The 26,544-nt window shown below is 71.1% G+C and carries 27 protein-coding genes; 16 read left to right on the top strand and 11 right to left on the bottom strand.

Features of this window, described 5'->3' with window-relative positions; all coding sequences use genetic code 11:
- Positions 1–355: 355 nt before the first annotated feature.
- From ACWGJM_RS03735 to ACWGJM_RS03715, 5 genes are all read right to left on the bottom strand, one after another.
- Positions 356–1,159, bottom strand: coding sequence for an FAD:protein FMN transferase (locus ACWGJM_RS03735; protein ID WP_453410032.1), 804 nt, complete (start codon positions 1,157–1,159; stop codon positions 356–358).
- Positions 1,152–1,931 carry an FMN-binding protein gene (locus ACWGJM_RS03730; protein WP_453410031.1) on the bottom strand — a complete coding sequence of 260 codons (780 nt, stop codon included), beginning with the start codon at positions 1,929–1,931 and terminating at the stop codon, positions 1,152–1,154. Before ACWGJM_RS03730 ends, ACWGJM_RS03735 begins: the two co-directional genes overlap by 8 nt.
- 49 nt (positions 1,932–1,980) lie before the next feature.
- A complete protein-coding gene (locus ACWGJM_RS03725; RefSeq protein ID WP_453410030.1) occupies positions 1,981–3,363 on the bottom strand; it encodes a ferredoxin reductase family protein in 1,383 nt (460 codons plus the stop codon).
- Positions 3,364–3,424: 61 nt separating this feature from the next.
- A complete protein-coding gene (locus tag ACWGJM_RS03720; protein ID WP_453410029.1) occupies positions 3,425–3,913 on the bottom strand; it encodes an FMN-binding protein in 489 nt (162 codons plus the stop codon).
- Between the two features lie 28 nt (positions 3,914–3,941).
- Positions 3,942–5,294: a ferredoxin reductase family protein gene (locus ACWGJM_RS03715; protein WP_453410028.1), complete on the bottom strand. Its 1,353-nt coding sequence runs from the start codon at positions 5,292–5,294 to the stop codon at positions 3,942–3,944.
- 150 nt (positions 5,295–5,444) lie between these two features.
- Between ACWGJM_RS03715 and ACWGJM_RS03710 the strand changes: the two genes are divergently transcribed.
- Positions 5,445–6,185 (top strand): response regulator transcription factor, encoded by a 741-nt coding sequence (locus ACWGJM_RS03710; RefSeq protein WP_453410027.1) that lies wholly within the window; start codon positions 5,445–5,447, stop codon positions 6,183–6,185.
- 32 nt (positions 6,186–6,217) lie between these two features.
- Positions 6,218–7,678 carry a sensor histidine kinase gene (locus tag ACWGJM_RS03705; RefSeq protein WP_453410026.1) on the top strand — a complete coding sequence of 487 codons (1,461 nt, stop codon included), beginning with the start codon at positions 6,218–6,220 and terminating at the stop codon, positions 7,676–7,678.
- Here ACWGJM_RS03705 and ACWGJM_RS03700 read toward each other — a convergent pair.
- The 3 genes from ACWGJM_RS03700 to ACWGJM_RS03690 all read right to left on the bottom strand — a co-directional run bounded on the left by ACWGJM_RS03700 (position 7,665) and on the right by ACWGJM_RS03690 (position 10,039).
- On the bottom strand, positions 7,665–8,363 hold the full coding sequence (locus ACWGJM_RS03700) for a L,D-transpeptidase family protein (RefSeq protein ID WP_453410025.1): 699 nt from the start codon (positions 8,361–8,363) through the stop codon (positions 7,665–7,667). The genes ACWGJM_RS03705 and ACWGJM_RS03700 overlap by 14 nt on opposite strands.
- A 111-nt stretch (positions 8,364–8,474) precedes the next feature.
- The gene (locus ACWGJM_RS03695) at positions 8,475–9,056 is read right to left on the bottom strand and encodes a pyridoxamine 5'-phosphate oxidase family protein (protein ID WP_453410024.1); all 582 of its coding nucleotides are present in this window, start codon (positions 9,054–9,056) and stop codon (positions 8,475–8,477) included.
- Positions 9,057–9,163: 107 nt separating this feature from the next.
- Positions 9,164–10,039 carry a hypothetical protein gene (locus ACWGJM_RS03690; protein ID WP_453410023.1) on the bottom strand — a complete coding sequence of 292 codons (876 nt, stop codon included), beginning with the start codon at positions 10,037–10,039 and terminating at the stop codon, positions 9,164–9,166.
- A gap of 193 nt (positions 10,040–10,232) precedes the next feature.
- Between ACWGJM_RS03690 and ACWGJM_RS03685 the strand changes: the two genes are divergently transcribed.
- The 5 genes from ACWGJM_RS03685 to ACWGJM_RS03665 all read left to right on the top strand — a co-directional run bounded on the left by ACWGJM_RS03685 (position 10,233) and on the right by ACWGJM_RS03665 (position 16,225).
- Positions 10,233–11,435, top strand: a complete 1,203-nt coding sequence (locus ACWGJM_RS03685; protein WP_453410022.1) for an argininosuccinate synthase — start codon at positions 10,233–10,235, stop codon at positions 11,433–11,435.
- Between the two features lie 140 nt (positions 11,436–11,575).
- Positions 11,576–13,003, top strand: coding sequence for an argininosuccinate lyase (gene argH / locus ACWGJM_RS03680; protein WP_453410021.1), 1,428 nt, complete (start codon positions 11,576–11,578; stop codon positions 13,001–13,003).
- Between the two features lie 78 nt (positions 13,004–13,081).
- Positions 13,082–14,053, top strand: coding sequence for an aldo/keto reductase (locus tag ACWGJM_RS03675; protein ID WP_453410020.1), 972 nt, complete (start codon positions 13,082–13,084; stop codon positions 14,051–14,053).
- 97 nt (positions 14,054–14,150) lie between these two features.
- Positions 14,151–14,702, top strand: a complete 552-nt coding sequence (locus ACWGJM_RS03670; RefSeq protein ID WP_453410019.1) for a TetR/AcrR family transcriptional regulator — start codon at positions 14,151–14,153, stop codon at positions 14,700–14,702.
- Complete coding sequence (locus tag ACWGJM_RS03665) at positions 14,699–16,225, top strand: MFS transporter (protein WP_453410018.1); 1,527 nt, start codon at positions 14,699–14,701, stop codon at positions 16,223–16,225. The genes ACWGJM_RS03670 and ACWGJM_RS03665 overlap by 4 nt, the downstream gene beginning before the upstream one ends.
- 85 nt (positions 16,226–16,310) lie before the next feature.
- Here ACWGJM_RS03665 and ACWGJM_RS03660 read toward each other — a convergent pair whose 3' ends face one another.
- Complete coding sequence (locus ACWGJM_RS03660; protein WP_453410253.1) at positions 16,311–16,982, bottom strand: lysophospholipid acyltransferase family protein; 672 nt, start codon at positions 16,980–16,982, stop codon at positions 16,311–16,313.
- Positions 16,983–17,348: 366 nt separating this feature from the next.
- Here ACWGJM_RS03660 and ACWGJM_RS03655 point away from each other — a divergent pair, with 366 nt between their 5' ends.
- The 3 genes from ACWGJM_RS03655 to ACWGJM_RS03645 all read left to right on the top strand — a co-directional run bounded on the left by ACWGJM_RS03655 (position 17,349) and on the right by ACWGJM_RS03645 (position 19,668).
- A complete protein-coding gene (locus ACWGJM_RS03655) occupies positions 17,349–18,548 on the top strand; it encodes a glycerophosphodiester phosphodiesterase (protein WP_453410017.1) in 1,200 nt (399 codons plus the stop codon).
- A gap of 76 nt (positions 18,549–18,624) precedes the next feature.
- Positions 18,625–19,125, top strand: a complete 501-nt coding sequence (locus ACWGJM_RS03650) for an RNA polymerase sigma factor (RefSeq protein ID WP_453410016.1) — start codon at positions 18,625–18,627, stop codon at positions 19,123–19,125.
- Positions 19,126–19,170: 45 nt separating this feature from the next.
- The gene (locus ACWGJM_RS03645; RefSeq protein ID WP_390736874.1) at positions 19,171–19,668 is read left to right on the top strand and encodes a GNAT family N-acetyltransferase; all 498 of its coding nucleotides are present in this window, start codon (positions 19,171–19,173) and stop codon (positions 19,666–19,668) included.
- Here ACWGJM_RS03645 and ACWGJM_RS03640 read toward each other — a convergent pair.
- A complete protein-coding gene (locus ACWGJM_RS03640) occupies positions 19,658–20,080 on the bottom strand; it encodes a hypothetical protein (RefSeq protein ID WP_453410015.1) in 423 nt (140 codons plus the stop codon). The genes ACWGJM_RS03645 and ACWGJM_RS03640 overlap by 11 nt on opposite strands.
- A gap of 2 nt (positions 20,081–20,082) precedes the next feature.
- Positions 20,083–20,442 (bottom strand): hypothetical protein, encoded by a 360-nt coding sequence (locus tag ACWGJM_RS03635; protein WP_361440975.1) that lies wholly within the window; start codon positions 20,440–20,442, stop codon positions 20,083–20,085.
- 86 nt (positions 20,443–20,528) lie between these two features.
- Here ACWGJM_RS03635 and ACWGJM_RS03630 point away from each other — a divergent pair, with 86 nt between their 5' ends.
- From ACWGJM_RS03630 to cbiE, 6 genes are all read left to right on the top strand, one after another.
- Positions 20,529–21,179: an HAD family hydrolase gene (locus ACWGJM_RS03630; protein ID WP_453410014.1), complete on the top strand. Its 651-nt coding sequence runs from the start codon at positions 20,529–20,531 to the stop codon at positions 21,177–21,179.
- Positions 21,180–21,570: 391 nt separating this feature from the next.
- On the top strand, positions 21,571–22,614 hold the full coding sequence (locus ACWGJM_RS03625; protein WP_453410013.1) for a methionine ABC transporter ATP-binding protein: 1,044 nt from the start codon (positions 21,571–21,573) through the stop codon (positions 22,612–22,614).
- Positions 22,611–23,348 carry a methionine ABC transporter permease gene (locus ACWGJM_RS03620; RefSeq protein ID WP_453410012.1) on the top strand — a complete coding sequence of 246 codons (738 nt, stop codon included), beginning with the start codon at positions 22,611–22,613 and terminating at the stop codon, positions 23,346–23,348. The genes ACWGJM_RS03625 and ACWGJM_RS03620 overlap by 4 nt, the downstream gene beginning before the upstream one ends.
- Positions 23,349–23,469: 121 nt before the next feature.
- Positions 23,470–24,300 (top strand): MetQ/NlpA family ABC transporter substrate-binding protein, encoded by an 831-nt coding sequence (locus ACWGJM_RS03615; RefSeq protein ID WP_453410011.1) that lies wholly within the window; start codon positions 23,470–23,472, stop codon positions 24,298–24,300.
- Between the two features lie 131 nt (positions 24,301–24,431).
- Complete coding sequence (locus ACWGJM_RS03610; RefSeq protein ID WP_453410010.1) at positions 24,432–25,070, top strand: GNAT family N-acetyltransferase; 639 nt, start codon at positions 24,432–24,434, stop codon at positions 25,068–25,070.
- A 133-nt stretch (positions 25,071–25,203) separates the two neighbouring features.
- Positions 25,204–26,418, top strand: a complete 1,215-nt coding sequence (gene cbiE / locus ACWGJM_RS03605; protein ID WP_453410009.1) for a precorrin-6y C5,15-methyltransferase (decarboxylating) subunit CbiE — start codon at positions 25,204–25,206, stop codon at positions 26,416–26,418.
- Positions 26,419–26,544 lie beyond the last annotated feature (126 nt).

Here is a 26,544-nt window from a genome sequence, read left to right as displayed (position 1 = left end):
CCAGCTGCCGGGTAGTCGTGCCGTTGCTGAGGCTGAGGTGGTGGCGGCTGATCGCGTCCACGCGGCGGAGCCGCACATCGGCACGGCCCCGCGCCCCTGAGCGGCCGGAGCCGCACATCGGCACGGCCCCGCGCCTCTGAGGTGGGGACAGTCTTCCGTGCCGAGCCGCTCGCCCACCCAGGTGCGGGCAGTCGTGCTTCCCCCGGTGCCTCAAGGGCCTGGGGGCCCAGGCGGCACGGGTGGGCGGTGGGGGTCTTCCCGCTCGAGCGAAGCCGACGGTGGGGGAGGCACCCCGCCGACGCGGGCGAGTGACATCCCCGCCCGAGCAGCAACCCCGGTCGGCTGGGGGCCCCGTTCAGCCCAGACGCGCTGCCAGGCCCCCGGTACACCGCACTTCATCTCCCGCGGTGATCAGTAAAGCCTCCACACCCGGCAGGGACTCCAGCCAAGCCAGCCCCTCCCGCGAGCCCATCGCGAAGGCGGCTGTGGCCCAGCAGTCGGCCCAGGTCAGGCGGGGGCCGACCACGGTCACCGCGACCAGGTCGGTGACCGCCGACTTCCCGGTCCGCGGGTCCATGATGTGCGCGCCCCGCTCCGCCGTACCGGACGTGGCCACGGCCAGCTCCTCCACCCCGGTGGAGGAGATCACGGCCGCCAGACCACCGGGCCGCAGCGGGTCCGACACCCCGACCCGCCAGGGCCGGAGCGGCTCGGGCGCGCCGAGCATCTGGACGTCCCCGCCGCCGTTGACGCTGACGCCGGTCACCCCGGTCGCCTCCGCGATCCGCCGCGCGCAGCGCTCCGCGGCCCAGCCCTTGACGATCCCGGTCGGGTCCAGCCGGCCCCCGTACGTCATGCTGAACCAGCCGCCGCTCACCCGCTCCGCCTCGGCGCCCAGTTCGAGCACCTCGGCGACCTCCGGATCGCAGTCGGCCACGGTCACCTCGCCCCGCGCCAGCCGTGACACCTGGCTGTCCTCGCGGTAGGTGCTGAACACCTCGTCGACCCGGTGCAGCCCGGCGACCGCCTCGTCGAGGGCCGAGCGCACGGCATGCGGTTCCCCGCCGCGGACGTCGAAGGAGAAGACCGTCCCCATGACCTCCTCCGCGTGACGCACCGCGGCGGGAGCTTCGGGTGATTCCGCCACCGTGTCAGCCACCGGCCTGGTCCAGCGCGGACTGGAGGGACTGTTTGTAGCCGGTGCTGGTGTACGTCGCGCCCGACACCGAGTCGATGTTCGCGTTCCCGGCGGCCACCGCCTCCTGGTTGAGCTTGGGCACGGACAGCGCGGTCTTCTGGTCGCTGGTGCCGCCCTTGGGCGCCTGCACCGCCTCCGCCTTGGTCACCTTGCCGTTCGCGACGGTGATCCGGACCTGGACCGGCCCGTACTGGGTCTGGGCGACCTTGCCGGTGAGCGTACGGCTCGCCTGGGCCGCACCGCCGGAGGACGACGACCCGCCGCCGCTCTGCGAGGACGACGCCTTCACCTTGTCCAGCGCCGACTGGAGCGACTTCTTGTACCCGGTGCTGGTGTACGTCGCCCCGGACACCGAGTCGATGTTCGCGTTCCCGGCCGCCACCGCCTCCTGGTTGAGCTTGGGCACGGACAGCGCGGTCTTCTGGTCGCTGGTGCCGCCCTTGGGTGCCTGCACCGCCTCCGCCTTGGTCACCTTGCCGTTCGCGACGGTGAGGCGGACCTGGACCGGGCCGTACTGGGTCTGGGCCACGTCACCGGTGACGGTGCCGGTCCCGGCGGCCGCCGCGCCTCCCTGCGGGGACTCCTGTCCCGCCGCGGTCTGCTGCGGGGCCGCACCGGCCGCCGACGCGGAGGCCGGGTCCGAGGCCGGCTTCAGCGACAGCAGCAGTACGACGCCGGACACGGTGGCGGCGGTGGCGAGCACGACGCGCCGAATGGGGTGGCTCTTCCTCATCGTTCCTGAGCTCCTGATTTCCCGTGGGTTTCCCGACGATTCCCGTCGCTCACATCTCGAACGACTCGTGATGGATGCGGCGGGCGGGAACCCCCGCGCCGCGCAGTGCTTCGTACACTCCCTGCGCGAACCCGGGCGGGCCGCACATGAAGACGTCGTGGTTCTCGACGTCCGGGATCTTCCGCTGGAGGTTCTCCGCGGAGATGTCCGGCCGCTCGCCCTCGGGGCTGTTGACCGCGTACATGAGCCGGGCGCCGCGTTCCTTGGCGATGGTGGCCAGCTCGTCCCACAGGGCGAGGTCCTGGGTGGTGTTGGCGCGGTAGAGGAGCGTGATGTCCCCGGCGCCGCCCGGCAGCGTCTCGAACAGGGTGCGCATCGGTGTGATGCCGACCCCGCCCGCGACCAGCAGCACCTTGCCGCGGCTGCGGCGCTGGGCGGTCATCGCGCCGTACGGGCCCTCGGCCCACACCCGGGTGCCTGGCGTCAGCTCGCGCAGCCGGGCGGTGTGGTCGCCGATCGCCTTCACGGTGATCCGCAGCATGTCCGGGCGGGGCGGCGCGGACAGCGAGTACGGGTGGGAGCTGAACCGCATGCCCGGCGCCAGGAACCGCCACCGGAAGAACTGCCCGGCCTGGGCGCCCATCCGGTGCAGCTTCCGCCCGCTGATCAGCACCGACACGATGCCCGGGGTCTCCTCGATGACCGCCTGCACGCGCATGCGGTGACGGAGGTTCAGCCGGATCGGGATGAGGATCCGGTACCAGATCACCAGCGCGGTGACCGTGCCGTACAGGCCGTACCAGAAGGTCTTCGCGGTGGGCTCGAGGGCGAAGTCGTTGCCGGTGGTGATCTGGTGCCAGAACGTCAGGTACACCGCCGCGTACGTGAGCAGGTGCACGTGGTACCAGCCGTCGTACGGCAGCCTGCGGCGGACCACGCCGACCGAGGTCAGCCCGATGACCACGAACAGGCCCGTGCCGATGGCGGCCTTGCCCATGTCCGGCAGCTGGTTGATGGAGTCGATGGTCTGCTGGACGATGTCGCCGAGCGACTTGCCCGCCTGGAGCGCGTAGCCCCACATGATCAGGAAGACGTGGGCGAAGACGAGGCAGAGCGTGTAGCGTCCGCTCATCGCGTGCCAGCGAGCCACCCGGTCGGACCCCACCCGCCGCTCCAGCGCGGGTACCCGGGCCATCTGGAGCACCACCAGGGCCATCAGGTAGCCGGCGAGCATACCGGTGATCCGGCCGGCGTTGAGGATCTTGCTGTTGTCGTCGGCGATGGACGGCGTGTTGTGCCACCACAGCCACAGCACGCCCGCCGCGCCCGCCCAGACGGCGAGCAGCAGCGGGACGGCCGGGGAGCGGCGCGGACGGATGCGGCGCATCGTCTGGCGGCGGGCGGCACGCCCGCCTGCGATCGTGGTGGTCACGGTTCCTCCGTGGGGACTTGACCCTTGGCGCCCACAGATACGTGCCGTGACGCGGGAGTGTTCAGAAACCCGCCGAGTCCAGTGCGGACTGGAGTGACTGGCGGTAGCCGTCGCTGGTGTACGTGGCTCCCGAGACGGTGTCGATGTCGGCGCTCTGCGCGGCCAGCGCCTCGCGCCGCAGCTGGGGTATGGCGTAGCTGTTGATCTCCTGGTCGCGCGGGTTCTCCGTCGGGTAGGTGACCGCGGTCACCTCGGTGAGCTTGCCGGCCTTCACCGTGATCCGGACCTGGACGGGGCCCCAACGGGTCTGGATCGTGTCGCCCGTGGCGGTCTTGGTGCCGGTGGAGCTCGATCCGCTGGACCCGCTGGACCCGCTGGAGCCGCCGGGGGACGAGCTCGCGCTGCTCGACGGCGCCGGGGCCGACGCGCTCACGGCGATGCCGGGGCTCTCGTGCGGCTTCAGCGACAGCAGCAGCACCATCCCGGAGACGGTGGCGGCACTGGCCAGCACGATGCGGCGCAGGGGGCGGTTCTTCTTCAATGCGTGCACTTCTACTGCCTCACAGCTCTTCCGGCTCTCACAGTTCGAACGACTCGTGGTGGATGCGGCGGTCCGGCACCCCGGCGGCGCGCAGCTCCCGGTACAGCTCCTGGGCGAAGCCGTGCGGCCCGCAGATGTAGACGTCGTGCTCGGCGAGACCGGGGACCGTGGCGGCCAGCGCCGCGGCCGTGAACCTCGGGCGCTCTCCCTGCGGCCCGTTGAGCGCGTACAGCACCTTCGCCCCGCGCCAGTTCGCGATCGCCTCGAGCTCGCCGCCGAGGGCGAGGTCCTCGGCCGTACGGGCCCGGTAGAGGAGGGTGACGTCGCCGGGCAGCGTCTCGAACAGCGTCCGCAGCGGGGTGATGCCGACGCCGCCCGCGATCAGCAGCGACCGGTGGGTGGTCGCCCGGTCGGCGGTCAGGGAGCCGTACGGGCCCTCCGCCCACACCCGGGTGCCCGGACGCAGCAGGGGGACGGCCGCGCTGTGGTCGCCCAGCGCCTTGACCGTGATCCGCATCAGGTCCGGGCGGGGCGGCGCGGACAGCGAGTACGGCGTCGACGCCCAGCCCATGCCCTCGCCGAGGAACCGCCACCGGAAGAACTGCCCCGGCCGCGCGCCCAGCTCGTCCAGCCGTCGCCCGCGCACGACGACCGAGTACACGCCCGGCGCCTCCTTGTGCACCGACTCCACCCGCAGCCGGTGCCGCCGGTTCAGCCGCACCGGCGCGAGGATCCGGTACCAGACCACCAGCGCGGCCACGCCCAGGTACAGGGCGTACCAGGCGGCCGTGGACACCGGCTTGCCGTTGAAGTCGTTGCCCAGCGACAGCTGGTGGAAGAAGGCCAGGAAGACGGCGGCGTACGTGAGCAGGTGCACGTAGTACCAGAACTCGTAACTGGTCCGGCGGCGCACGGCCCGTGCGGAGGTGATGCCGACCGCGAACAGGATCACCGTGCCGGCCGTCGCCATCAGCATGTCCGGATAGTCCAGGATCACGGTGAGCGCCTCGTGCACGATGGAGGCGCGGTCCTGGGCGGCGTACCCGGTCAGGATCAGCACGACGTGCGCGAGCAGCAGGCAGATCGTGTACCGGCCCGCCATCGCGTGCCAGCGGGCCACCCGGTCCGAGCCGATCCGCCGCTCCAGCAGCGGCACCCGGGCCATCAGCCCGACCAGCACCGCGCAGGAGTACCCGCACAGCAGCCCGGCGATCCGCCCGGCCCCGGTCAGCCAGCCCTCGGTGCCGACCACCGAGCCGGTGTCCGTCCACCACAGGACCAGCACGGCCGCCGCCCCCGCCCAGAGCAGGGCGAGCAGCGGGCCCGCGGGGGAACTGCGGGGAGCGGGCAGCACGGGCGGTGCCGTCCGCTGCTCGTACACGGTGGTCATGAGTGGGGTCCTTTCTGCCGTTCGGTACGCAACTGTGCGCGGCGGACCTCTGAGACAGCTCTGAATGGGCCCGCTCCCAGCCCACTCAGAGGAAACTCAGAGCTTCGGCGGACCTCGGGCACCCTGGGCAGGGGTGATCCTGGAAGGGCGATGAACACGACCCGCTCCGGCCGCCCGGCCCTCACCCGACCCGACGGCACCCCGCTGCGCGTCCTCGTCGTCGACGACGACCCCGACCTCGCCGAGGTGCTCACCGGCGCCCTGCGCTACGAGGGCTGGGAGGTGCGCGCGGCCGGGGACGGCACATCGGCGCTCACCACCGCGCGCGAGCTGCTGCCCGACGCCGTCGTCCTCGACGTGATGCTCCCGGACACCGACGGCTTCGCCGTGCTGCGCAGCCTGCACCGGGTGAAGCCCGACGTCTGTGTGCTCTTCCTCACCGCCCGGGACGCGGTGGAGGACCGCATCGCGGGCATCACGGCGGGCGGCGACGACTACGTCACCAAGCCGTTCAGCCTGGAGGAGGTCGTCGCCCGGGTGCGCGGCCTGCTGCGCCGCGCCGGAATGGCCCGGCAACTGGACGAGGGACCGCGGCTGATCGTGGGTGATCTGGTCATGGACGAGGAGTCCCACGAGGTGACCCGGGGTGGGGAGCTGATCGAGCTGTCCCCGACCGAGTTCGAGCTGCTGCGCTTCCTGATGCGCAACCCGCGCCGCGTGCTCAGCAAGGCGCAGATCCTCGACCGGGTGTGGTCGTACGACTTCGGCGGGCGGGCCCACGTCGTCGAGCTGTACATCTCCTACCTGCGCAAGAAGGTGGACGCGGGCCGCGAGCCCATGATCCACACGGTGCGCGGGGCGGGCTATGTGCTCAAGCCGGTGATCACGTGAGGTTTCTCCGCCGACCGCTCCGACCGCTCCGCGTGCCGCGTCCCCGCACCCTGCGGGCCCGGCTCACCGTCGGACTTGTGGTGCTGCTGGCGGTCAGCTGCGCCGCCGTCGGGCTGGCCGCGGTGGTCGAGCTGAACGGCTTCCTCACCCAGCGCCTCGACGAGCAGCTCGACCAGGTCGGCACCCGGTTCCCGGCGAGCCTCGAGCACGGCGGCAGGCTGCCGGACGACCACGACGGCGACGAGCACGGCGACGACCGCCGGCAGGCGACCGGCACGTTCGGCGCACGCCTGGTGAACGGGAAGGTCACCAACGCGGCGGTCGTGCGCCCCGGCGGCATCGAGAACGTGCTCGGCAAACTGACCGAAAGGGACGGCAAGCGGCTCGCGGCGGTCGGCACCGACGGCAGGGGGCACACCGTCGAGCTCTCCGTGCTGGACGACTACCGGGTCGTCGCCGCCCCGGGCTTCGACGGCGACGTCCTGATCTCCGGGCTGCCCTTGGAGCCCGTGCAGGCCACCGTCCACCGGCTGGAACTGGTCGCCGGGATCGTCTTCGGGCTCGCCCTGGCCGCCACCGGCGTGATCGGCGCGCTCTGGGTGCGCTGGTCGCTCAGGCCGCTGAGCCGGGTCGCGGCGACCGCCGCCCGGGTCAGCGAACTCCCGCTCGCCAGCGGGGAGGTCACGCTGCCGCCGCGCGCTCCCGAGTCCGACCCGCGCAGCGAGGTGGGCCGGGTGGCGGCGGCCTTCAACCGCATGCTGGGCCACGTCGAGGACGCCCTGACCAAACGGCACGCCAGCGAGGAGCGGCTGCGGAGTTTCGCGGCCGACGCCAGCCACGAGCTGCGCACCCCGGTCGCCTCGGTGCGCGGCCACGCGGAACTGGCCCTGCTGCACCCCGTGCCGGTGCCGGCTGAGGTCAACCGGGCCCTGGTGCGCATCGCCGCCGAGTCCTCCCGCATGGGCGAGATGGTCGACGACCTGCTCCTGCTCGCCCGCCTGGACGCCGGCCGCCCGCTGGAACGCCGCCCCGTCGACCTCACCCACCTCGTCCTCGACGCCGTCACCGACGCCCGCGCGGCCGGTCCGGGCCACCGCTGGACCATGGAGCTCCCCGAGGACCCGGTGACCGTGACCGGCGACGCCCACCGCCTCCACCAGGTGCTGGCCAACCTGCTGGCCAACGCCCGGCTGCACACCCCCGCCGGCACCAAGGTGTCGGTGTCCCTGGAGACCGACGGCGCGGTGGCCCGCCTGGAGGTCCACGACGACGGCCCCGGCGTCCCTGAAGAGGTGCAGCCCGGCGTCTTCGAACGCTTCACCCGAGCCGAACACCGCCGCCGCACGGACGCCTCCGGCGGCGGAGCGGGGCTGGGCCTGGCGATCGTCGCGGCGGTGGTGGAGGCGCACGGAGGCACCGTGGGGCTGGAGAGCCGACCGGGGAGCACGACGTTCACGGTGCGGTTGCCGCTGGGTGACGTCAGTACCGGGTGAGAGCCAGCTCCCCGCTCCCCGTGCCCGTGGCGATGTGCGGCCCGCGCGCGGGATCCACCCACTGGAGAATCCGCCGCATGGCGTCCTGAGGCACCGACACACAACCGGCCGTCGCCCCGGCGCCGTCGACGTGCAGGAAGATGCCGGCGCCGCGGCCCCGCTCGGGGTGCTCGTAGTTGAAGCCGATGACGAGGGCGTGCGCGTACTGCGTTCCGTAGTCGACGAGGTGCTCGGACTCGGTGGCCCGGCAGTCGGCGGGCAGGGGCTCGGTCCAGCGGTTGTAGGCGCTGGAGTCGTTGTCCTGGCACCACCAGGAGTCCGCGTGGACCGGGCGGTAGGGCATCCTCGTCCCGTCCGGCGCCGCCTTGGTGCCGAAGGCGAACGGCAGGTCGTAGAGCCCGGTGGGCGTCGTGTTCGTGCCCTGGGTCCGGGTGGCTCCCTCGACGAGTCCGCGGGCGCCGAAACGCGCCGGTGCGGAACCCACCTGCTCCCAGCGCCCGTCCCGCAGATCCCACCAGAGCAGCCTGCCCGTCGTGGAGTCGGCGCCCGGCGCCTGAGCCGTGATCAGCTGGGTGCCGCCGCCGGTGTCCGCCATCCGGGCGGGCAGCGGGTCCGGGTCACCGCGGGGCGCGGCACCGAGCAGAAGGAGGGACACGGACGCGAGGGCGACGGCACCGGGGCGCATGGCTCAGACGGTAGGGCCTGTCCGGTGGATCAGGGCGTAGGACACGGGCGGTGCCTCATCGGTGTGGGCGTGCCAAGCCCCGCGTCTGCGGCATGATCCGCCGGACGGGCCCTACGAGGGCGGCAGCGGCAACGGCAGCCCGGGCAGGCCGTCCAGGCTGCTGGCCACGTGGTCCTTCTTCCGGAAGTACTCGCTCAGCGAGGTGTCGTCCTCGCGCGCGAAGCGCTTTCCGTGCAGGTCGCGATCCGTCTCGTAGGCCATGAAGGGCACCGCGTACCCGCAGGTGTCCCGGACGAGCTCGGCGTGCACGACGATGATCGCGCGCAGGCCGTGCGGGGTCGGGTCGATGTCCGGGAAGTGGGTGAGCAGTTCCCGGAAGCGGGGGTCGTCGCGGAAGACCGGCTCGCCCCGGCCGTGCACCCGCACGATGTTCGGCGGGCCCTGGAAGGCGCACCACATCAGGGTGATCCGCCCGTTCTCCCGCAGATGGGCGATGGTCTCCGCGTTGGACCCGGCGAAGTCGAGATATGCCACAGTGTGCTCGTCGAGCACCGCGAAGGAGCCCTTGAGGCCCTTGGGGGAGAGGTTGACCGTGCCGTCGCCGGAGAGGGGAGCGGTCGCGGTGAAGAAGAGGGGCTGTTCCTCGATGAACGTACGGAGCCTGCCGTCTATGCGCTCATAGGTCTTTCCCATGACTGGTGATTATCGGCGAATTCCTTTCGACTGTCTAAGGAATGCGCGGCTCGGCCGCGGCCGCCCCGGCCGGCGCTCACTCGGGGCGGCCACGGCTGCCTGTCACGTCACTTGGTGAGCGTGCAGGCGGCCAGGGAGTCGAGGCCGGTCGGCTTGGTCGACGTACGGCCGATGGCGATGGCGATGCGGTCGATCGTGGACTTCCGCTTGTCGGCCAGCGGGCCGAGGATCGCGTTCTGCACGAAGTTCGGGCCGCCCTGGCCGACGGAGTTCGCGAGCCGCTTGTTGGCCTCGTCGATCTGCGTCTGGAGCAGGGTGATGTTGCGGTCCACCTCGGCCTGCGCGGAGGCCGGGACCGCCGGGAGCTGCGACTTCACGTCGGGGCAGGTGATGGTGCCCGCGGCACTGGAGCCGGTGCTGCCGGTCTCGCCGCCCGCCTGCTGGGTGGCCGCCGCGGAGGCCGTGGCCGTGGCCGCGCTGCTCGCGGCGCTCGACGCGGAGCCGTTCGCGTTGCCGCCGGCCGCGTTGGTGCCGCCCGCGTTCAGCGTGCACGGCGCGAGAGCGTCGAGGCCGGCCGGCTTGGCCGCGGTGCGCCCGATCGCGGTGGCGATGCGGTTGATGGTGGAGACGCGCTTGTCCTTCAGGGGGCCGAGGATGGCGTTGTTCACGAAGTTGGGTCCGCCCTGGCCCACCGTGTCCACCAGCCGCTTGTCGGCCTCGTCGATCTGCGTCTGGAGCAGGGTGATGTTGCGGTCCACCTCGGCCTTCGCGGACGCCGGGATCGCGGGCAGCTTCGAGGCGACGTCCGGGCAGGTGATGGTGCCGGGGCTGGCGAGGGTGCGCGCGTTCGTGACGTCGTTGCTCTTGTCGGGGGTCCCGGCGAGGGCGGAGCCCGCGATCACCGCGCCGGACAGCACGACGGCGGCAGCGCCGCCGATGACCGCCACGCGACGCTTGTTGTACTTCGGAAGAGCCCTGGACATGCGGATGCCTCACTTGGGTCAGAGGTGGGTTTAACCAACGCGGGGTTTACAAACGCGGCGCCAGCGTTCGGTGATCAGTACGAGAAAGCGGTTTCGTCTGTTCAACGCGCTCGCAGAAGTCTCCGAGATTGACGAATCATGCAGAGTGCTGCATACTCATGCATGTCAGCGAATGCACTGTGAGGAGAAACCCGTGACCGAGCGCGTCGTACTCGCCTACTCAGGCGGTCTGGACACCTCCGTCGCCATCGGCTGGATCGCCGAGGAGACGGGCGCCGAGGTCATCGCCGTTGCGGTCGACGTCGGCCAGGGCGGCGAGGACCTGGACGTCATCCGCAAGCGCGCGCTCGCCTGCGGTGCGGTCGAGGCCGAGGTCGCCGACGCCAAGGACGAGTTCGCCGACGAGTACTGCCTCCCGGCGATCAAGGCCAACGCCCTCTACATGGACCGCTATCCGCTGGTCTCCGCCCTCTCCCGGCCGACGATCGTCAAGCACCTCGTCGCCGCCGCCAAGAAGCACGGCGCCACCACGGTCGCCCACGGCTGCACCGGCAAGGGCAACGACCAGGTCCGCTTCGAAGCCGGCATCGTCGCCCTCGCCCCCGACCTCAAGTGCATCGCCCCGGTCCGCGACTACGCGATGACCCGGGACAAGGCGATCGCCTTCTGCGAGGACAAGCAGCTCCCGATCGCCACCACCAAGAAGTCCCCCTACTCCATCGACCAGAACGTCTTCGGACGCGCGGTCGAGACGGGCTTCCTGGAGGACATCTGGAACGCCCCGATCGAGGACATCTACGAGTACACCTCCAACCCGGCCACCCCGCGCGAGGCCGACGAGGTGATCATCACCTTCAAGGAGGGCGTCCCGGTCGCCATCGACGGCAAGCCCGTCACCGTCCTCCAGGCCATCCAGCAGCTCAACGAGCGCGCCGGCGCCCAGGGCATCGGCCGGATCGACATGGTCGAGGACCGCCTCGTCGGCATCAAGTCCCGCGAGGTGTACGAGGCTCCCGGCGCGATCGCCCTGATCACCGCCCACCAGGAGCTGGAGAACGTCACCGTCGAGCGCGAACTCGCCCGCTACAAGCGGCAGGTCGAGCAGCGCTGGGGCGAACTGGTCTACGACGGCCAGTGGTTCTCCCCGCTCAAGCGCGCCCTCGACGGCTTCATCGACGAGGCCAACCAGCACGTCTCCGGCGACGTCCGGCTGACCCTGCACGGCGGTCGCGCGGTCGTCACCGGCCGGCGCTCCGAGTCGTCCCTGTACGACTTCAACCTCGCCACCTACGACACCGGCGACACCTTCGACCAGGCCGCGGCCAAGGGCTTCATCGACATCTACAGCCTGTCGTCGAAGATCGCCGCGCGGCGTGATCTGGCAGGCGGAGCCTGACGTGGGCCTCGCGTAACGCCGGTCGAGCGCGGCTTCGCGCAACGCCATCGGCCACCTCGCACGCACTAGCCTGACAACCGCCTCCCCATTCACGTCGTGGGGAGGCGGTGGCACATCCACACCTCCGAGGAGCAACCCAAGTGAGCAGCAACAGCGGTGACGTACGGCTCTGGGGCGGCCGTTTCGCCGACGGTCCCGCCGAGGCCCTGGCGAAGCTGTCCGCGTCCGTCCACTTCGACTGGCGGCTCGCGTCCTACGACATCGCCGGTTCCCGCGCCCACGCGCGCGTGCTGCACAAGGCGGGGCTGCTCACCGAGGACGAGCTGACCCGGATGCTCGCCGGGCTCGACCGGCTCGAGGCGGACGTGGTGTCGGGCGACTTCGTGGGCACCATCGCCGACGAGGACGTCCACACCGCCCTGGAACGCGGCCTGCTGGAGCGCCTCGGCCCCGACCTCGGCGGCAAGCTGCGCGCGGGCCGTTCCCGGAACGACCAGGTGGCGACCCTCTTCCGGATGTACCTGCGTGACCACGCCCGCGTGATCGGCGGCCTGATCGCCGACCTCCAGGACGCCCTGATCGGCCTCGCCGAGGCCCACCCGGACGTGGCGATGCCCGGCCGCACCCACCTCCAGCACGCCCAGCCCGTGCTCTTCGCCCACCACGTCCTGGCCCATGTGCAGTCCCTGTCCCGGGACGCCGAGCGGCTGCGCCAGTGGGACGAGCGCACGGCGGTGTCACCGTACGGCTCCGGCGCCCTGGCGGGCAGCAGCCTCGGCCTGGACCCGGAGGCGGTCGCCAAGGACCTCGGCTTCGAGCACGGCAGCGCCGGCAACTCCATCGACGGCACGGCCTCCCGGGACTTCGTCGCCGAGTTTGCCTTCATCACGGCGATGATCGGGGTCAACCTGTCCCGAATCTCCGAGGAGATCATCATCTGGAACACGAAGGAGTTCTCCTTCGTGACCCTGCACGACGCGTTCTCCACGGGCTCGTCGATCATGCCGCAGAAGAAGAACCCCGACATCGCGGAGCTGGCGCGCGGCAAGAGCGGCCGTCTGATCGGCAACCTCACCGGACTCCTGGCCACCCTCAAGGCCCTGCCCCTCGCCTACAACCGCGACCTCCAGGAGGACAAGGAGCCGGTCTTCGACTCCTGCGACCAGCTGGAGGTGCTGCTCCCCGCGTTCACCGGCATGATCGCCACCCTCACCGTCAACCGCGAGCGCATGGAGGAGCTGGCCCCAGCCGGCTTCTCGCTCGCCACCGACATCGCGGAATGGCTGGTCAAGCAGGGGGTACCGTTCCGTGTTGCGCACGAGGTGGCCGGCGAGTGCGTGAAGGTCGCCGAGGCCGAGGGCAAGGAGCTGGACGAGCTGACGGACGAGCAGTTCGCCAAGATCAGCGCCCACCTCACCCCCGAGGTCCGCACGGTTCTCAACGTCCCCGGCGCCCTCGCCTCCCGCAACGGCCGTGGTGGTACGGCACCCAGCGCGGTCGCCGTCCAGCTGGCCGAGGTCAAGGCGGACGTGGCGGCGCAGCACGCGTGGGCGGACGCCAAGAAGTAGCAGGTCGTCACGCATACCCGGGGCATCGCGGGTTAGGTTGGTCCGGAGCCGGATGGAGCCGACCGAACGGAGCCCGCGATGCCCTTCGCGCGACTGGCCTCAGCAACGACTCCCACCTGCCACATCGGCCTGGGCCTCGCCGCCGTCGGCCGGCCCGGCTACATCAACCTCGGCCGTGAGCAGGACCTCCCCGCGGACCGGACCGTCGAGGCCCTGCGCGAGCGCACCCACGAGCTCCTGGACGCCGCCTACGCCCAGGGCGTCCGCTACTTCGACGTGGCCCGCTCCTACGGCCGTTCCGAGGAGTTCCTCGCCGGCTGGCTGAGTGCCCGGCCGGACGTCGCCGACGTCGTCGTCGGCAGCAAATGGGGCTACACCTACACCGCGGGCTGGTCCACCGACGCCGAACGACACGAGGTCAAGGATCACGGCCTCGCCACCTATGAGCGGCAGCGCGCCGAGACCGACGAGCTGCTCGGCGACCGGCTCGACCTCTACCAGATCCACTCGGTGACCCCGGACAGCCCAGCCCTCACCGACAAGGAACTGCACGCCAGGCTCGCCGAGGCCGCCGCGCAGGGACTCACCGTCGGCTTCTCCACCAGTGGCCCGGCCCAGGCCGACGCCATCCGCGCCGCCCTCGCCGTGACCGTCGACGGCGAGCCCCTCTTCCGTACCGTCCAGTCGACGTACAACGCGCTGGAGACCTCCGCCGACCCCGCCCTCGCCGAGGCGCACGAGGCCGGGCTCACCGTGATCGTCAAGGAGGGTATGGCCAACGGCCGGCTCGCCGAACCGCATGCGCCCGAGGAGCTGAAGGCCGTGGCCGCGGAGACCGGTCTGGGCTGCGACGCGGTCGCCCTGGCGCTGATCCTCCGCCGGCCGTGGGCCGGGGTGGTCCTCTCCGGCGCGGCCACCCTGAACCAGCTCGCCTCCAACCTGCACGCCGCCGCCGTGGACCTCGACGAGGACCAGCTCACCCGTCTCGCGACTCTCGTCGAGGAGCCGCGGGCGTACTGGGAGCGGCGCGGAGAGCTGCCCTGGCACTGATCGAATCGCCTGCCTGACCGGCGGTGATGAGAAGCCGCCGTGAGGCGTTCATGCCTCTTGTGAGACATCAACGTCTCATATGGGGTATGTTTGTCTCATGGCTGTCGATCGTGCCCACGTGCTGCGCAACGCAGCCGCGCTGCTGACCCGCAGATCCACCGCGACCATGGACGAGGTCGCCAAGGCCGCCGGGATCAGCCGTGCCACCCTGCACCGCCACTTCGCCGGGCGCGACGCGCTCGTACGGGCACTGGAGGCACTCGGCATCGAGGAGTGCGACGCCGCGCTGGACAGCGCACGGCTCGACGAGGGGCCGGCCCAGGACGCCCTGCGCAGGTTCGTGAAGGAGATCGAACCGGCCGCCGGACTGCTCGCCTTCCTCTACACCGAGAACCACCTCTTCGAGGGCGAGGAGCAGAACGAGGGCTGGTCCCGGCTCGACGACCGCGTCTCCGCCCTGTTCCGGCGCGGCCAGCTCAGCGGTGAGTTCCGCATCGACCTCACCCCCGCCTGGCTGACCGAGGCGCTCTTCGGGCTGCTGGCCTCCGGCGTCTGGGTCGTACAGAGCGGCAAGGGCGCCCCCAAGGACTTCCACCACATGATCGTCGAGCTGTTGCTCGGCGGTGCGCTACGGAGAGAGGAATCATGACGGGCACCCTGCGGCCGGCGTCCATGACGCGGGAGGCGGAGAAGCGCCCGGGCCGCTGGCTCGCGCTCTCGGTCCTCGTGCTCGCCGTGCTGCTCGTGGCCGTGGACGCGACCGTCCTCGGCCTCGCCACCCCGTACATCAGCGAGGACCTCGAGCCGACCGGCACGCAGCTGCTGTGGATCGGCGACGTCTACTCCTTCGTCATCGCCGGGCTGCTGGTCTCCATGGGCAGCCTCGGCGACCGCATCGGCCGCAAGCGGATCCTGCTCGGCGGCGCGACCGTGTTCGGCGCGATATCCGTCCTCAACGCCTACGCCACGACGCCGGAGCTGCTGATCCTGGCGCGGGCGCTGCTCGGCGTCGCCGGTGCCACCCTGATGCCCGCCACACTGGCCCTGATCCGCAACCTCTTCCACGACCCGCGCGAGCGGAGCCTCGCCGTCGGCATCTGGGGCGCCACCGCCTCCGCCGGCACGGCGGTCGGCCCCATCGTGGGCGGTTTCCTGCTCGAGCACTTCTGGTGGGGCTCGGTCTTCCTGATCAACCTGCCCGTGATGGCGGTCCTGGTCCTGGTCGGCATCCGGACGCTCCCCGAGTCCCGCAACCCCGACCCCGGCCCCTGGGACCTGATCAGCGTCGTCCTGTCCCTGGTCGGCATGATCGCCCTGGTGTACGCGGTGAAGGAGGCCGCCACCCACGGCTTCACAGGTGCGACGCTCGGCGCGGGCCTGCTGGGCGCGGCGGCCCTGTACGGGTTCGTACGCCGCCAGCTCACGCTCCCGGCCCCGCTGCTGGACATGCGCCTCTTCCGCAACCGGGACCTCAGCGGCGCGGTCCTGGCCGACCTGCTCACCATCCTCGGCCTGTCCGGGCTGGTGTTCTTCCTCTCCCAGTACCTGCAACTCGTACAGGGCAGACACCCGTTCGAGGCGGGCCTCGCGGAACTGCCCGCCGCCGTCGGCGCGGTGGCGGCCGGCCTGGTCGCGGGCCGCGCGGCCCGGCGCTTCTCGGTCCGGTCCGTGGTCTCCGGCGGCCTCGCGGCCATGGGCCTCGCCCTGGCCGCGCTGACGACGCTGAGCCAGTCGACCGGCTACCCGGTCCTCGGCGCCGCGCTCCTGGTCGTCGGCGTCGGCGCGGGCTTCTCCTTCACCGTCACCGCCGACGTCATCCTCGCCGGAGTCCCCAAGGAACAGGCGGGCGCCGCCTCCGCGGTCTCCGAAACGGCCTACGAACTCGGCGCCGCCCTCGGTATCGCCCTGCTCGGCTCGATCATGACAGCCGCGTACCGCGACTTCACCGGCCCGGCCGGCACCCCCGAGGGGGCGCACGAGTCACTGGGCGCGGCGGTGGAGGCGGCGACGACCATGCCCCCGCACCCGGGGGAGGCCCTGCTCGACGCGGCCCGCGACTCCTTCGTCCACGGCCTGCACCTCGCCTCGGGCACGGGCGCGGTGGTCCTGCTGGCGACAGCGGTGGGCGCGTGGTTCCTGCTGAAGGGGCAGCGACTGGAAAACGCGGGGTGACAGGAGCGCCCCACAAGGGGCGCGGGGAACTGCGCGATCAGCCCCCACGCGTCCGCACCTGACGACTGCCGAACCGCCGGAGGCGTCAGGCGGCCTTCGCCTTGGTGGCATACATGTCCACGTACTCCTGCCCCGACAGCAGCATGACCTCGGTCATCACGGAGTCGGTCACGGCGCGCAGCACGTACCGGTCCCGGTCCATCCCCTCGTACCGGGAGAACTCCATCGCCTCACCGAAGCGAACGGTGACCCGGCCCGGCCGCGGAATACCCCGGCCCCCCGGCTGAAGCTTGTCCGTGCCGATCATCGCGAACGGCACCACCGGCGCCCCCGTCATGAGCGTGAGCCGGGCGATACCCGTCCGCCCCCGGTAAAGGCGTCCGTCGGGTGAGCGCGTGCCCTCCGGGTAGATCCCGAAGATCTTCCCCTCCTCCAGGATCCGCCGCCCGGTCATCAGCGCGGCCACGCCCCCACTCGCGCCGTCCCGGTCCACCGGGATCATGCCGACGCCGGTGAAGAACCAGGCCATCAGCCGGCCCTTGAGGCCCTTGCCGGTGACGTACTCGTCCTTGCCGATGAAGAACACCTGCCGCTTGGTCACCAGCGGCAGCACGATCGAGTCGATGAACGTGAGGTGGTTGCCGGCCAGGATGACCGGGCCGTCGCCCGGGATGTGCTCCACGCCCTCCACCTGTGGGCGGAACATCAGGCGCATGATCGGTCCGAGCACTGCCTTGATGAGCGCGAAGCGGGACAACGGGTCCTCCGATGTCAAGGGGTCGGTATGTGTATGTGCAGGTGAGGACGATACTCGCGGCTCGCTGCGAAGCGCACATCGGGAGCGTCCGGTTCACCGATGTCTTACGCACTGTTGACGCGGGTTTACCTGCGGCACCGCACCGACGGCTGCCCGTAACGCCACCGCGACGATGTGACGGACCTCGCTCCAGGGCCTTGTTTCGGCGGGTACCCGGGGCCCGCCGGCCGAAGCCGACGGATCGTCACATCTTGCCCTCGATACGCCATCTGGCGTCACCCACCTGTTCGGACCAGTGTCTCCCGCGGGCCATGTCCACGCACCTACCATCGGCCCGCACCTACGGCGCACGGCAGGAGGGCCCTCATGGAAACCCGGGACTCGAACGGTCAGGTCTCGAACGAGCGGGACGCGAACGCGCGGCCGCACGGCACCGGACGGCGGGCACTGCTCGGCGCCGCGGTGCTCGGCGCGGGCGGAGCGGTCCTCGGGCTGCCCGGCGCGGCCAGAGCCACGGAGGCGAAGGCGAGCGGGGGCAGGGGCCTCAAGAGCCTGCCCGTGCCGACGATCATCGGACACCGGGGCGCCAGCGGCTACCGGCCCGAGCACACCTTCGGCTCGTACCAGCTGGCCCTGGACCTCGGCGCGGACGTCGTCGAGGCGGGCGACCTGGTGCCCACCAAGGACGGTCACCTCGTCTGCCGCCACGAGCCGGAGATCGGCGGCACCACGGACGTCGCCTCCCACCCGGAGTTCGCCGACCGCAAGACCACCAAGGTCCTCGACGGGGTCTCCACCACCGGCTGGTTCACCGAGGACTTCACGCTCGCCGAGCTGAAGACGCTGCGCGCGGTCGAGCGCATCCCGGCCAACCGCCCGCACAACACCCTCTACAACGGACGCTGGGAGATCCCCACCTTCGAAGAGGTCCTGAAGTGGCAGGACGAGCAGACCCGCAAGCGCGGCAAGCAGGTGTGGATCTACCCCGAGACCAAGCACCCCACCTACTTCCGGCGGCTCGGCCTCGGCCTCGAGGAGCGGGTGGCCAAGCTGCTGCGCAAGCACGGCAAGGACAAGCGGACCTCGCCGGTCATCCTCCAGTCCTTCGAGCCGAGCAGTATCCAGCGCCTGAACACGCTGGTGGACAACCCTCTCGTCGTCCTCCTCTCCACGGCGGACAGCCGCCCCTGGGACTTCGTCGCGACGGGCGACCCGCGCACGGTCGCCGACCTCATCACGCCGAAGGGACTCAGGGAGATCGCCGGTTACGCGCAGGGCATCGGCCCGACCCTGGACCTGGTCATCCCCAAGGACGCGAGCGGCAAGCTCACCACGCCGACCACGCTCGTCAAGGACGCCCACGCGGTGGGTCTGATCCTGCACCCGTACACCATGCGAAACGAGAACCCCTTCCTGCCGGCCGAGTTCCGCAAGGGCACCGACGCGGACGCCTACGGCGACTCCTTCGGCGCGTTCAAGACGTACTTCGCGACCGGCATAGACGGTGTGTTCACCGACAACGCGGACACCGGTGTGCTCGCTCGCGCGGACTTCGTCAACGGCTGACCCGCCCGGCACCCCGTTCGAGGGGACTCGCGGCCGTCCCGGCAACCTGCCCCGGGGCGGCCGCGTCGCACTGCATATGACGCACGACCTGGTTGCCTCCCTGCGCCCGCTCCTGACCGCCGAGGCCTCCGCCGAGGCATATGCCGCCGGGACCGAAGCGGGAGACCTGGAGCAGGCGGTCTGGCTCCGCCTGCTGGAGCGGCTGGAGTCCGACGGGCCGCCGCTCGATCCGCAGGACTGGCTGCGCAAGGCCGTCCGCGCCGAGGCGCGCCGCAGCCGTCGTACGACCCGTCACGAGCGGCCGTACGACGGTGATCCCGCCGACGACCGCGACCCGGAGCAGCTGGCCCTCGCCGCCGCCCGGCGCCGCGCCCTGCGCGACGCGGTGCGCCGGCTGCCGGGCCGCTGTCCGCGGCTGATGGCGGCCCTGCTGTCGTCGCGGGACCTCACCTACCGGGAGATCGCGGGGGAGTTGGGTATCTCACAGGGCAGCCTCGGTCCGGAACGTTCCAGATGCCTGGGATGTCTTCGACGATTGCTGACGCCGGAGGTTGCGGCCCGCGAAGTGCGGGGATAGGAGTGAGGAACGACTGGTGATCAGGTGAGCGGGAGGCGTGCGCGCATGGGCATGAGCGTGACCATCTCGGTGGCGACCGAGCAGGATGCAGAGCAGATCTTCAAGCTCCAGTACCTGTCTTTCCAGAGCGAAGCCGCGCTGTACGGCAACTACCGCATCGACCCGCTCGTCCAGACCCTCGAATCGGTCCGCCAGGAGGTCGCCTCCGACTGCGTCTTCGTCGCTCGGCTCGGCGAGGAGGTGGTCGGCTCGGTGCGCGGCCGGATCACCGAGGACGGCGCGGCCTGCATCGGCAGGCTCTGTGTCCACCCGCGCCTCCAGGGTCACGGCATCGGTGCCCGTCTGCTGCGCGCGGCGGAGGAGGCCCTGGCGCAGGAGCGCGGTGTCAAGAGGTTCCGCCTGCACACCGGACACCGCAGCGAGGGCAACCTCCGTCTGTACCGTCGGGTCGGCTACCAGACGGTGGGCACGTCCAGGGGCGCCGACGGCGTGGAGATGATCGTCCTGGAGAAGTCGGCCGGGACGTACGCGGCTACTGCGTGACCGTGCGCGACTTCCGCAGCCAGTAGATGGCGGAGAGCGGCAGCAGCACCGGAATGAACACGTAGCCCATGCCGTAGTCGGACCAGACGGTCGCGTCCGGGAAGGCCGACGGCTCGACCAGGGTCCAGGTACCCACGACCAGTACACCTGCCAGCTCGGCGGCACAGCACACCAGTGCCGCCCTGCGGGCGGTCTCCCCGCCGCGCACCAGCGTGTACGTGATGAAGCCGTAGACCACGCCCGCCACCGCCGACAGCGAGTAGGCGAGCGGCGCCCGGCCGAAGTCCGTCGCGATCTGGTAGGCGGAACGGGACACGGCCCCGACGACCATCACGCCGTAGAACCAGACGAGCAGCATCCCCGGCCCGCTGATGAGCCGCGTCCGCGCCGGCTTGTCCTCCACGGTGGCCATTGTCACCTTCCCCAGATGTCATAGAGCCGCACCTCGAGCACGGCCAGCACCACACCGCCGGCCGCGACCGTCACCGAGCCCCAGCGGGTCCGCTCGGCCAGCGACATGAACCCCGCCGCCGGCACGCACGCGAACGCGCCCAGCAGATAGGCCACGAAGATCGTCGTACCCTGCTCCGGCTTCTCGCCCCGCGCCAGCTGCACGATCCCGATCACCAGCTGCGCCACGGCCAGCAGGGAGACCACGGCCATCCCGATGAAGTGCCAGTCCTTGGTCGGCTGGTCCCGGTAGGCGGCCCACCCGCACCAGGCGGCGAGCAGCAGCGCGGCGACGCCGGTCACCAGCGTCAGGGCATTGAGCATGCGGTGACCCTATTACGGACCAAACGGCCCGATGCGCGCGGGCCCACCCGTCGGCCGGGGCGTGCGGGGCCCATAGGGTCCGGACCATGATGATCGACGCGCAAGCCCTCCTGTTCGACAACGACGGCACTCTGGTCTCCTCCCTCGACTCCGTGGAACGCTGCTGGACGCGGTGGGCCCGGGAGTACGGGATCACGGCCGAGGCGTTCGGGCGGGTCGAGCTGCACGGGCGGCCCGCGGTGGAGATCGTCGCCGACCTGCTGCCCGCCGGTCTCGTGCCGGAGGCCGTCGCGCGGGTCGAGCAGCTGGAGGTCGAGGACGTACCGAACGGCGGTGTCCACCTGCTGCCCGGCACCGAGGACTTCCTCGGCTCGCTGCCCGCCGACTCGTGGGCCGTCGTCACCTCCGCCACCCGTCGGCTCGCGGAGGCCAGGCTGGACGCCGTCGGTATCCGGCCCAAGACGCTGGTCGCCGCCGACGACATCACACGCGGCAAGCCCGACCCCGAGCCCTACCTGCTCGCCGCCCGCCGCCTGGGCGTGGACCCGGCCCGCTGCGTCGTCTTCGAGGACGCCCCCGCGGGCCTCCAGGCGGGCCGCGCCGCCGGGATGACCACCGTGGCATTGACCACAACACACCAGGCCCACGAACTGGTCGCCGACCTGGTGGTCGAGAACCTGTCGGCCCTGTCCGCACTGGTCACCGACGGGGGAATCCGGATATCCGCCCGCGGCTGACCCCGCACCGGCCCCTGTCCGCGGCTGTCCGGCATGCGGACAGCCGCGGCCTGTCAGGACCGTACGTCTGGTTTACTGATCGCATGACCACGACGAGCTGCCGCACCCCTGCGACCGAGGCGACCATGCCGCCCGGTGCTCGTTGTATGTGTCGCATGTGCCGAATGTGCGCCTTCTAGAGGGCCCCCGCACCACCCCCGAGCTCGCGCCCCGAAGCGAGCCGCCGTGGCACGTTCGTACGCCGTGAGCCGTACGTGACCTGAGCCGCGCCCCGCGCACATGTTCTCCCCCGGTTCCATCGCCACCGCGAGAACCGTGCCGCGTCCCTGAACGAACGCACCCGTGCCCGGGCACATCCACGCCCGCGCACTCGACAGTGACGGAAACCCACGTGATCACCACATCGGGCCTCACCAAGGTCTACCGATCCCGCGGCCGCGAGGTCACCGCCCTCGACGGCGTCGACCTGCACGTCCGCGAAGGCGAGGTGTACGGCGTCATCGGACAGTCCGGCGCCGGCAAGTCCTCGCTGATCCGCTGCGTCAACCTGCTGGAGCGTCCCACCGCGGGCACGGTGACCGTCGCCGGGCAGGACCTCACCGCCCTCGCCGGGCGCGGACCGCGCGCCGGCAAGGAGCTGCGCCAGGCCCGCAGCCGGATCGGCATGGTCTTCCAGCACTTCAACCTGCTGTCCTCGAGGACCGTCCAGGACAACGTCGAGCTGCCGCTCGAGATCCTCGGCAAGTCGGGGAAGGAACGTTCCCGCAAGGCGCTGGAGCTGCTCGACCTGGTGGGCCTCGCCGACAAGGCCAAGGCCTACCCGGCCCAGCTCTCCGGCGGCCAGAAGCAGCGCGTCGGCATCGCCCGCGCCCTGGCCGGAGACCCCAAGGTGCTGCTGTCCGACGAGGCCACCAGCGCCCTCGACCCGGAGACCACCCGCTCGATCCTGGCGCTGCTGCGCGACCTCAACCGGCAGCTCGGCCTGACCGTCCTGCTCATCACCCACGAGATGGACGTCGTGAAGTCGATCTGCGACTCCGCCGCGCTCATGGAGAAGGGCCGCGTCGTCGAGTCCGGCACGGTCAGCGAACTCCTGGCCACCCCGGGCTCCGAACTCGCCGCCGCGCTGTTCCCGGTGGGCGGCGAGGCCGCCGGCGCCGACCGCACCGTCGTGGACGTCACCTTCCAGGGCGAGGCCGCCACCCAGCCGGTCATCTCCCAGCTCGCGCGTACCTACAACATCGACATATCGATCCTCGGCGCCGCCATCGACACCGTCGGCGGCCTCCAGATCGGCCGCATGCGCATCGAACTGCCCGGCCGCTACGAGGACAACGTCGTGCCGATCGGCTTCCTGCGCGAGCAGGGACTCCAGATCGACGTCGTCGGCAACGAGGGCCAGGAGCCCGCACTTGTGAAGGAAGGTGCCAAGTGACCTGGTCTGCGATGCAGCCCCTGCTGTCCCAGGCGTGTTGGGACACGCTCTACATGGTCGGCTGGTCCACGCTGATCGCCGTCGTCGGCGGGCTTCCGCTCGGCATCCTGCTCGTCCTCACGGACGGGGGCGGACTGCTCCAGAACGTCGTCGCGAACAAGGTCATCGGGCAGATCGTGAACGTCGCCCGCTCCATGCCGTTCATCATCCTGATGGTCGCGCTGATGAACTTCACGCGCTCGATCACCGGAACGACCATCGGCCGTGAGGCCGCCATCGTGCCGCTCGCCATCGGCGCCATCCCCTTCTTCGCGCGCCTGGTCGAGACGGCTGTCCGGGAAGTGGACGGCGGGCTCGTCGAGGCCGTGCAGTCGATGGGCGGCAACACCTGGACGATCGTCCGCAAGGTGCTCGTACCGGAGTCCCTGCCCTCCCTGATCTCCAGCACCACCACCACGATCGTCGCGCTCATCGGCTACTCCGCCATGGCCGGCACCGTCGGCGCCGGGGGCCTCGGCGACATCGCCATCCGCTACGGCTACCAGCGCTTCGAGACCCAGATGATGTGGATCACCGTGGCGATCCTCGCCGTCGTCATCTCCCTCATCCAGTTCGCCGGCGACTACGCGGCCCGCTCCCTGCACCACCGGGGCGGCCGCTCCGGCCCCGCGCCGAAGCTCCGCCTGCTGAAGGCCAGGGAGCCCGCGGCCGCCGACGTCAGCAAGGTCGCCTGAACACCCCTCTGGGACTCCCCGCACGTCCACCCGTCACCAGACCACCACCCCTCAACGACGGCGCTTCACGCCGCCACCCCTTGATCCAAGGGGTCGCACCACCATAGGAAAGGCACTTTTCGTGCGTAACACCGCCAAGATCACCACCGCCGTACTCGCCGCCGGAGCCCTCACCTTCGGGCTCACCGCCTGCGGCTCGGACAAGGACTCCTCCGCCGCCGACTACAGCGGCCCGCTGGTCGTCGCCGCCAGCCCCACCCCGCACGCCGAGATCCTGAACTTCGTCAAGGACCACCTGGCGAAGAAGGCGGGCCTCGACCTCCAGGTCAAGGAGTTCCAGGACTACATCGTGCCGAACACGGCGACCGAGGACGGCTCGGTCGACGCCAACTACTTCCAGAACCAGCCCTACCTGGACGACTTCAACAAGAAGCGCGGCACCCACATCGTGCCCGTCGTCACGGTGCACCTGGAGCCGCTCGGCCTGTACTCCCACAAGATCAAGAAGGCCGACGCGCTCAAGAGCGGTGCGACCATCGCCGTCCCGAACGACGCCGTGAACGAGGCGCGCGCCCTGAAGTTGCTCGCCGCCAACGGGCTCATCACGCTCAAGGACGGCGCGGGCAACGAAGCGACCCCGCAGGACATCTCCAAGAACCCCAAGAACCTCAAGTTCAAGGAGGTCGAGGCGGCCCAGACGGTGCGCTCCCTGGACGACGTGGACGCCGCCGTCGTCAACGGCAACTACGCCATCTCCGCCGGGATCAAGCCCGCCAAGGAGGCCCTCGTCCTGGAGTCCGCGAAGAACAGCCCGTACGGCAACTTCCTCGCGGTGAAGAAGGGCAACGAGAAGGACCCGCGCGTGAAGAAGCTCGCGAAGCTCCTGACCTCGCCCGAGGTGAAGAAGTTCATCGAGGACAAGTACCAGGGTTCGGTCATCGCGTCGTTCTGATCCCATATCGCCACGCACGGGGTCCACTCCCTCACAACGAGTCGACCCCGTTGTGCTGTTCGGTGCTTTCATGCTGCATGCTGGGCAGTTCAGCAGGCCCTCAAGGTTTTCCGAAGGTTACGGAGCGGCGCATGACTAGCACCTTCCCCAACATCTCCATCAGCACGGAGCGGTTGGTGCTGCGGCCCCTCGACGAGGACGACGTGGCTGCCCTGGCCGAGATGATGAACGACGAGCAGGTCGGGGCCTGGACCGATGTGCCCCAGCCCTACACCGAGGACCAGGCCCGCCGCTGGATCACCCGGTACGCCCCCGCCGAGCGCGCCGCGGGGCGCGGTCTCGACCTCGCGGTCACCGAGTTCCTCACCCAGCGACTGGTGGGCATCGTCCAGTTGACCAAGACCAACTGGCACGTACGGTCCACCGAACTGTCGTACATCATCGCCCCCTGGGCCCGTGGCGAGGGCTACGCCTCCGAGGCCGCCCTCGCCACCGCCCAATGGCTGCTCGGCGACCAGAAGTTCGAGCGCATCGAACTGCGCACCGCCGCCGACAACACCGCCTCCCAGCAGGTCGCACAGAAGATCGGCTGCATCAGCGAGGGCGTCCTGCGCAACGCCTGCATAGCCCACGTCCGCGCCGAGGACGGCACCTGGACCGACGTCCGCACCGACTTCATAGTGTGGAGCCTGCTCCCGGAGGACCTGGAGGGCGCGGGCGAACAGCTCGCCGACACCAGTGGTTTCACGTCGTTCTCCGACTGGAACTGACGGGAACAGACCGGACGGGCCCCACGGCGACACCGCCCACCGCGCGCCCGACAGCTCCACCAGGTACTCTCACGGGACCCGCCTGTGGGCACCCGTACGCTGACGACCTGCGAAGACCTGGAGACTGACGACGATGGCCGACCGGGTCACGGTGATCGGCTGGGACGGCTCGCCGCTGACCGCCGCGGCACGTTCCGCGCTCGGCGCCGCCTCTCTCGTGGCGGGCGCGGCCCACCATCTGGCGCTCCCCGAGGTCCCCCGCACCGCCGAGCGCGTCCGCCTCGGCAGCGTGGCCCTGGCCGCCCGCCGCATCGCGGCCCACCGCGGCACCGCGGTCGTGCTCGCCGACGGCGATCCCGGGTTCTTCGGCGTCGTACGGACCCTGCGCGCACCGGAGTTCGGCCTCGAGGTCGAGGTCGTGCCCGCCGTCTCGTCCGTGGCCGCCGCCTTCGCCCGCGCGGGCATGCCCTGGGACGACGCCCAGGTGGTCGTCGCACACCGGCGCACCCTGCGACGCGCGGTGAACGTGTGCCGCGCCTACACCAAGGTCGCCGTCCTCACCTCACCCGGCGCCGGCCCCGCCGAACTCGGTCTGCTCCTCGAGGGCGTCCACCGCACCTTCGTCGTCTGCGAGGAACTGGGCACCGAACGCGAGCAGGTCTCGGTCGTCACCTCCGACAACGCCGCCGACCACACCTGGCGGGACCCCAACGTCGTCATCGTCATCGGCGGCCCGGCGGGTCCCGCCGCCCCGGGTGACGGCTGGATCGCCGGCCGTGGACCGGGCACCGGCCCGCGAGGCTGGGTGCTGCCCGACGAGGCGTACGGCGGCGGGCTCGGCGAGGGAGAGACGGATCTGCTCCGCGCCGCCCAACTCGCCCGTCTGGGACCGCGCGTCGGCGACCTGGTGTGGGACATCGGCTGCGGCAGCGGCGCGTTCGCCACGGAGGCCGGGCGCGCCGGCGCCGCCGTCATCGCCGTCGACCGGAACCCGGAGGCCTGCGCCCGCACCGAGGCGGCCGGACGGAGCTTCGGGGTGCAGCTCCAGATCGTGCGCGGCACCGCCCCGCACGTCCTGGAGAACCTGCCCGAACCGGACGTCGTCCGCGTCGGCGGCGGGGGAGCGGCCGTGGTCTCCGCGGTCGCCGACCGCCGGCCGCAGCGCATCGTCACGCACGCCGCGACCCGCGACGCGGCCGAACTCATCGGCCGCGACCTGACCGAGCACGGCTACCGGGTCGAGTGCGCCCTCATGCAGTCCGTCGAACTCGACACGAGGGCCTGGACGGAGACGGAACGGAGTGTCGCGTTCCTGCTCAGCGGGGTACTGCCCGATCGCGCCCCGTGATCCGCTCGTCGTACCACGCGCGGTAGGCTGGCCGATCGTTGTACCGCACCAGGTGGCCCGGAAATTCGTTCGTCAATGTCCGGAAAACTCGCCCGGTTTGGGGTGGGTGTGGTACGGCAGAACCGG

It is taken from the genome of Streptomyces sp. NPDC054834 (assembly GCF_053611185.1).
The sequence above is the reverse complement of the archived record's forward strand: the minus strand, read 5'-3'. Positions and strand labels throughout refer to the sequence as shown.